Here is a 6,820-nt window from a genome sequence, read left to right on the forward strand (position 1 = left end):
GTTAATAAATCAGAATAAAGGTAAATGTCATGTCTGACACCTCTTTTCGCTCTTTGCGTTTAATGGCAGCAGTTACGGCCATTATCACCTTAAGTGCCTGTAGTAACCTGGGTGGTACACAACCAGACGATGAATCTAAACCGGCTGAAGTTACCGGCACTAGCCAGCTCACACCTGAAAAGATCTTTGCCAGCGACACCTTTAGCATTGATCGCCCCGCCCCTACGCGTTGGCTGGAAGACGGCTCAGGTTACACCACCCTGGAACAATCTGATTCAGCCGATGGTCGCGATATTGTGCGCTATCATCCGGAGACTAACGAACGCACCGTGTTAGTCAGCGCCGAGCAGCTTACGCCACAGGGTAGAGATAAAGCACTGCATATTGCTGACTACGTCTGGTCCGACGATGGCGACAAAGTATTAATTTTCACCAATACCAAACGCTCATGGCGTACTCACACTTTAGGCGACTACTGGGTACTAGACCGCAGCAACAACGAACTGCGAAAGCTCGGCGGTAATGCTCCCGAGTCGACCCTTCAGTTTGCCAAGTTTAACCCGCAGGGCACCAAAGTCGCCTATGTGATGCAGAACAACATTTACGTGCAGAACCTTCGCAGCTTTACAATTAATGCCCTGACCAGTGACGGTAACGAAACCATTGTAAACGGCACCTTCGACTGGGTGAATGAAGAGGAATTCTTCCTGCGTGACGGTTTCCGCTGGAGCCCCAATGGCAAGCACATTGCTTACTGGCAGCTGGACACAGAGGGTACGCCGGTATTCACCATGATTAATAACACCGACGAGCTGTACCCTACGCTTAAAGAGTTTCCTTACCCGAAAGTGGGTGAAACCAACGCTGCCATGCGCATTGGCGTTATGCCAGCCAGCGGCGGTAAAACTCAGTGGATGGATATTCCAGGTGATCCGCGTCAACATTACCTGGTGCGTATGAACTGGGCCGGGAACAGCGAGCAGCTGTTAATTCAGCAACTGACTCGCAAACAACACATTAACCGCGCCTTTATCAGTGACATTGAAACGGGTCGGAGTCAGGAGCTGTTACGGGAAAATACCGACTCGTGGGCCGAGTATGTAGACGACATTCACTTTTTAAATGATGGTCGCGAATTTACCTGGCTAAGCGAGCGCAGTGGTTACCGCCATATTTACCGTGTGCAACGCGACTCGGGCAGAACCACCGCCGTTACCCGCGGTAACTGGGACGTTGTTGAAGTGCTGCGTGTCAACGAAGATAACGGTTGGGTCTACTTTATTGCGTCACCTGAAACACCGTTAGAGCGTTATTTGTTCCGCGCCAGCCTAGACGGCAGTGGTCGCTTAGAACGTCTGACGCCAGATATGGAAGGTACTCACAGCTACAGTATTTCGCAAGACGCCAAATACGCAGAGCACACCTTTCACTCTGTGAATCAGGTGCCTGTAACCAAGATGATTTCTTTGCCAGACCATAAGGTTATTCGTACGGTCGTCGATAACACTGACGCCCAAAAAGCGGTTGAAAACGTCGAGAAACAACCGGTTGAGTTTTTCCGTGTTGAGGCGCGCGACGGCCTTGAACTGGATGGCTACATCATGAAGCCAACCGACTTTGACCCGAGCAGAGAATATCCTATTTTGTTCTACGTTTACGGCGAACCCTGGGGGCAGACTGTGGCCAATAAATGGGGTGGCTCGTTGTATTTGTGGCACACCATGCTGACACAACAGGGCTATATTGTTGCCTCCATTGATAACCGGGGCACTAAGTCACCACGCGGCTTTGACTGGCGCCGTTCTATCTACAAAAACCTGGGCGTTGTCACCGTACGCGACCAGTACGACGCGCTGCAACAAATGCTGGAACGCTGGGACTTTATTGATGAAAGCCGTGTTGGTATTTGGGGACACAGCGGCGGTGGTTCACAAACCCTGAATGCGCTTTTCCGTTATCCGGACGCCTACAACATGGGTATGGCGCTGGCACCAGTACCCGACTTAACCTTGTACGACACCATTTATCAGGAGCGTTACTCCGGGTTATTGCCGGAATCAGCAGAGCGCTACAAAGAGACCTCGGCAATTACACACGCCGAGAATCTGGAAGGTGACTTATTGTTAGTGCATGGTACAGGCGACGACAACGTCCACTTCCAGGGCAGTGAGCGCTTAGTTAACGAACTGATTAAACACGGTAAGCAATTTGAATTTTTTGCTTACCCGAACCGCTCGCATGGTATTTACGAGGGTGAAGGCACCACTTTGCACCTGCGCACCATGATGACCGAGTTCGTCAAAGAAAACTTACCGGCAGGTGGTCGTTAAGAGCAGTGCTGTAAACTGATCTTTCGATTGCCACTATCGGTATTAAAAGCATGACAACCCCGTGTCTTTATTTGCAAGATACGGGGTTTTTATTCAAGATATGCGCAGTTTTTGAATTAAGCACAGGAGTTAAGCAGTATGAGCAGACATTATGACTATCTGGCGATAGGTGCCGGCAGTGGCGGTATTGCCTCAGCCAACCGTGCCGCCATTCGTGGTGCAAAGGCCGCCGTTATTGAAGCAAAATTTGTTGGCGGTACCTGCGTAAACGTGGGTTGTGTACCTAAGAAAGTCATGTGGTATGGCGCTCATATTGCAGAAGCTATCAAGTATTCGCCGTCCTATGGCTTTGACCTTGAACAAAAAGGTTTTGACTGGGCAACCATGGTTCATAATCGCGAAGCGTATATAGAGCGCATTCATGGCGGTTATCACCGTGGTTTCCAAAGCAACGGCGTTGAATTTATTGAAGGCTTCGCCAAGTTTGTCGACCACAAAACCGTTGAAGTTAACGGTGAAGAAATTACTGCGGACCATATTACCATTGCCACCGGCGGACGCCCGATGATCCCTGAAATTCCGGGCGCTGAACATGGTATCGACTCTGACGGCTTTTTCGCATTAACAGAGCAACCTAAAAAAGCGGCTGTTGTTGGCGCTGGCTATATTGCCGTTGAAATTGCCGGCGTGTTCCATGCCTTGGGTACAGACACGCATTTGCTGGTACGTCGTGATAGACCACTGCGCACCTTCGATAAAGACATTACCGACGGTTTGCTGGAACGCATGAAGCAGGATGGTCCTGAACTTCATACAGAAACCACCGTTCGTGAAGTGGTTAAGCAAGACGATGGTACCTTAACGTTGCACTTTGAAGGCGGCAAAACCATGGACGGCGTAGACTGTCTGGTGTGGGCTATAGGCCGCGTGCCGTCCACTGACAACATCAACCTGGAATGCACCGGTGTTGAACTGGATAACGAAGGCTTCATTAATGTCGATAAATTCCAGAATACAAACGTACAGGGCATTTACGCTGTTGGCGATAACACCGGTGCAGCCGCGCTCACACCTGTTGCCATAAAAGCTGGACGCTTACTCGCAGAACGCTTATTTAACAACATGCCGAACGCACACATGGACTTTGAAAACATTCCAACCGTTGTATTCAGCCATCCAACCATTGGCACCGTTGGTTTGAGCGAAGAAGACGCAAAACTGAAATTCGGTGAAGACAACATTACCGTTTATAAGTCCTCATTCGCGGCAATGTACAACGCTGTCACCCCACACCGCGCCCTCAGCTACTTTAAGCTAGTTTGCCACGGTAAAGAGGAAAAAGTGGTTGGCATTCATGGCATTGGCGAAGGCATGGATGAAATTTTACAAGGCTTCGCCGTTGCTCTGAAAATGGGGGCTACAAAGGCTGACTTAGACTCGACTGTAGCTCTGCACCCGACCAGCGCTGAGGAGTTCGTTACGCTTCGCTAATTGTAAAAAGCATCGGCAGAAAATAGACTACCAACTTAGTCGCTTTTTGCGGCTAAGTTTATTTAAGAATAACCTAATGGATATCTGATGAGTCGCAAGGAAGGTGTTGTAAAGTCACTGAAACCAGTAAGTGGCTATGGTTTTATCGAAACAGGTTTTGGAGCTGATGTTTTTTTTCATGAAACCTCAATAGGGAAGACGCAATTTAATTCCTTAAAAATAGGACAACCACTGAGGTTTGAAATAAAGGTAACTTATAAAGGATTAGAAGCTGTAAATATCGAACTCTTAAAGGAGTCTTCGACATTACGTTTGTATAAAAAAGAATATGGCCTATTCGAGAGTAATAAGAAAGACATAGAGAACAAGGTTGTTTTTACCCGCTTGCCTGTTGTTTCCCAATGGTTTAAAACTATTGAGGAAGCCGAGTCCGATGTTCGTCAGTTTGCTTTAAAGCTCGGAGCAAATGCTCTCCTGTCTAAACAACAGCAAAAAGATAAAAGAAAATCTGACCATAACAGCTACATTTACCATGTCTACCGTGTAAGTGCTGAGGCCTGCTTAGTAGCTAAAAAAGACTTTCAAGGTGACTTCAGTAAAGCTGACTTAGAAGCCCAGGCTTCAGCGATGGAGAGCACACTAGAGCAATTTAAAAGTGAATATGAAAGGCAACTGGGTCGTTCTATATACGACTCAGCGGATATGACCTCTGAAAAAGTGTCCCATTCAGGAGGGATCATATTTGGAGTTATATTCTTTACTATTATCCTCATATTTATATCGCTTGGAATGTAATGGAAAACTAAGTTTTGCCACTTCCTTTTACTGGATTTTCATGGTTACTAATAAGTTACTGGAGTGATCTGAGAATTATAGGCTACTGAACTTTTCAGCTTTCACTAAGAAATTCGAAGCTTGTGTCTGACAGGTCTATGGCAATTCAAGCTGTAACAAATTCCATGTACATTTCCTTTCGCAGTACTCGTTAAAGAACCACTAAACTAGGGTCTACTATGAACTTATTACGTGTATCGGCGACGCTTTTGCGGTTCGTTGCTAGTTTTACTACTTTCGCCTAAAACTGTGCTTCCGGTCAAATCATTGAGCGGCCAATTTACACTCTCCAGAATAATGCGAATACGAGGTTTACTAACTGGGTGGCTTACAAGGTAACTGACCAAACGATTGACGGCCCTCGCGAAGTAGCTACTGGCGAAAGGACCCTGATATATCGTCAAGTATGGTGTAGTAATAAAGAGTCATACTTTGGAATAAAGCTTCATACTAACTTGTTGTGGTAAAAGCACTGTTTATTAGTGACTTTTTATGATTCTCTATCCTCTCTAAGGGAGGAGAAAGTTAGATCCATTATTCCTTTTACTTCTTTTGCGCAGTAATTAGTAAGGTTGGATTCATTTTCTAATTCTGCTCTAATTCTCAATATTGCTTTTAGGCGCCCCTCGCTAGATGCTCTTTCTATTTCACTGGAATTAAATTGTTGATTTGAAATGCGGGAGTTAAAGTATTCCTTATTAAATTTTGCTTTGTGTTCTGAAAGCACTCCATTGCAAAACTGTAACAGTGACGCATATTCTTCTTCGTGTTCAGCCTGTAGGCTATTTAAATGGGATTTGAAAACCATTATATGGTACGTCTCATGTACAATCTTTCCCGCAGCTTCAAGAGCTTGAAAAGGGAATAACGTCTTATCGCAGAAGCTTACAGGATAAAAAAAGCGGTATGTATCATTACCTTTGCTCGATTCATTAATTAAAAAATTTCTTTTCGGTGTAAAGTAAATTTCAATTGATATGTCGCTAGTAGGAAGAACTTGTTTTGCGACAGTTTTTCTTAAACCTAAACGCAAGTTAGTATACTGCTCTTGGCAATGGCGCTGCTCATTATGTAAAAAAAATGAAATATTTGCCCATCGGGCATCGAAACTAGTTAGCTTCGAGAAGTCTAAATGCTTATCTAAGTCTTTAAGTGTTAAGTTTGTTTTAGGTGACTGGAACGCTGAGGTAACCATAATGGTACCTCTATTATATTCAACGATGTGGTATATAGTGTCGTAGTTATCTGGTGTTGTAATTTTGTTAGCGGAACAGCCAACAACAGCTAATGAAATGAGCATTACAATTAATTTTGAAAGTTTTTTTTTCATAATTTTTAAGGTTTTTATAATTTTTTAAAGATGGAGGTACATACCTCCATCGAATTTATGTTAGCAAATTTCAATTACTTTTGAAGGATCTCTACCCGGCCCGCAGCTTCCTGTTCCGGCTACACTATAAGAAACTTGCGCTTTCACTTGGGATTGCTCTTTCCATTTTGCTGTAACTTGTCCATCATTCTCATAGGGGTTTTCTGTTACAGTTTGAACTTCGGCACGGAACTTGTCTGCAGAAAATTGATTGGTCATCAACCAATTTTCTACTGCTGACGGTTGGCTAAATCGCGCTTTGTTGTTTTGAACTATCAGTGAGAAATTGCGTTGCGCTACGATTGAGTTTCCGTTAATCGCCGTGACCGTAGCTTGGTTATTTTTAATAGAAGTAGTTAATCCAAAGCTAGAATCTAACTCTAATTCCCAAGTAGTCGGGTCAAGTGCCGAGTTACTCTGGCTGGTAGTAAAACCATTTTGCACTATAAATTTACCACCTACCTCAGCATAAATGATGTCTTCAGTCTTCGTAACCTCATCTCCGATTGTTGTTTTTGTTCGTTCCATACCAGCCTTAGCGTAACCTTCACATCCATTAAGCACCAAGAGAGCCACTACGGACAAAATACTAAATTTTGATAAGTAAAATTTCATGTTATGGACTTCCCAGCTTTTACTAGACAGTCTGTAAATCCTCAAAGTACGCCTTTTCAAAGTTAACAGGTGATACACCACCTGTATGAGAATGACGCTTTTTGGGATTGTAAAACATCTCGATAAAATTAAATATCTCAGTCTTCGCTTCGTTCCTGTTCGGGTAAATCTTCTTCCGGAT

General features: G+C 44.6%; 6 protein-coding genes. 3 read left to right on the plus strand and 3 right to left on the minus strand.

From position 1 onward, the window contains the following. Positions 1-29: 29 nt before the first annotated feature. From ACP7FG_RS12515 to ACP7FG_RS12525, 3 genes are all read left to right on the plus strand, one after another. Positions 30-2,330: a S9 family peptidase gene (locus ACP7FG_RS12515; protein WP_439226572.1), complete on the plus strand. Its 2,301-nt coding sequence runs from the start codon at positions 30-32 to the stop codon at positions 2,328-2,330. A gap of 138 nt (positions 2,331-2,468) precedes the next feature. Next, the gene (gorA, locus tag ACP7FG_RS12520) at positions 2,469-3,821 is read left to right on the plus strand and encodes a glutathione-disulfide reductase (RefSeq protein ID WP_271332310.1); all 1,353 of its coding nucleotides are present in this window, start codon (positions 2,469-2,471) and stop codon (positions 3,819-3,821) included. Positions 3,822-3,908: 87 nt separating this feature from the next. Continuing rightward, positions 3,909-4,616, plus strand: coding sequence for a cold-shock protein (locus ACP7FG_RS12525; RefSeq protein WP_439226573.1), 708 nt, complete (start codon positions 3,909-3,911; stop codon positions 4,614-4,616). Positions 4,617-5,145: 529 nt separating this feature from the next. On the opposite strand, the gene ACP7FG_RS12530 is transcribed toward ACP7FG_RS12525, so the two are convergent. From ACP7FG_RS12530 to ACP7FG_RS12540, 3 genes are read right to left on the minus strand one after another with little or no spacing between them, the layout of a single operon-like run. After that, the gene (locus ACP7FG_RS12530; protein WP_439226574.1) at positions 5,146-5,985 is read right to left on the minus strand and encodes a hypothetical protein; all 840 of its coding nucleotides are present in this window, start codon (positions 5,983-5,985) and stop codon (positions 5,146-5,148) included. Positions 5,986-6,045: 60 nt separating this feature from the next. Then, positions 6,046-6,639, minus strand: coding sequence for a hypothetical protein (locus ACP7FG_RS12535; RefSeq protein WP_439226575.1), 594 nt, complete (start codon positions 6,637-6,639; stop codon positions 6,046-6,048). 22 nt (positions 6,640-6,661) lie between these two features. Beyond that, positions 6,662-6,820: an IS3 family transposase gene (locus ACP7FG_RS12540; RefSeq protein ID WP_439226577.1), complete on the minus strand. Its 159-nt coding sequence runs from the start codon at positions 6,818-6,820 to the stop codon at positions 6,662-6,664.

The sequence above is a fragment of the Idiomarina sp. ST10R2A5 genome (assembly GCF_051842325.1).
Lineage (GTDB): Bacteria > Pseudomonadota > Gammaproteobacteria > Enterobacterales > Alteromonadaceae > Idiomarina > Idiomarina abyssalis.

Excerpts from the sequence above, each read along its gene's own strand:
- ACP7FG_RS12515 (WP_439226572.1), top strand. The coding sequence starts at position 30 with ATGTCTGACACCTCTTTTCGCTCTTTGCGTTTAATGGCAGCAGTTACG.
- gorA (WP_271332310.1), top strand. The coding sequence starts at position 2,469 with ATGAGCAGACATTATGACTATCTGGCGATAGGTGCCGGCAGTGGCGGT.
- ACP7FG_RS12525 (WP_439226573.1), top strand. The coding sequence starts at position 3,909 with ATGAGTCGCAAGGAAGGTGTTGTAAAGTCACTGAAACCAGTAAGTGGC.
- ACP7FG_RS12530 (WP_439226574.1), bottom strand. The coding sequence starts at position 5,985 with ATGAAAAAAAAACTTTCAAAATTAATTGTAATGCTCATTTCATTAGCT.
- ACP7FG_RS12535 (WP_439226575.1), bottom strand. The coding sequence starts at position 6,639 with ATGAAATTTTACTTATCAAAATTTAGTATTTTGTCCGTAGTGGCTCTC.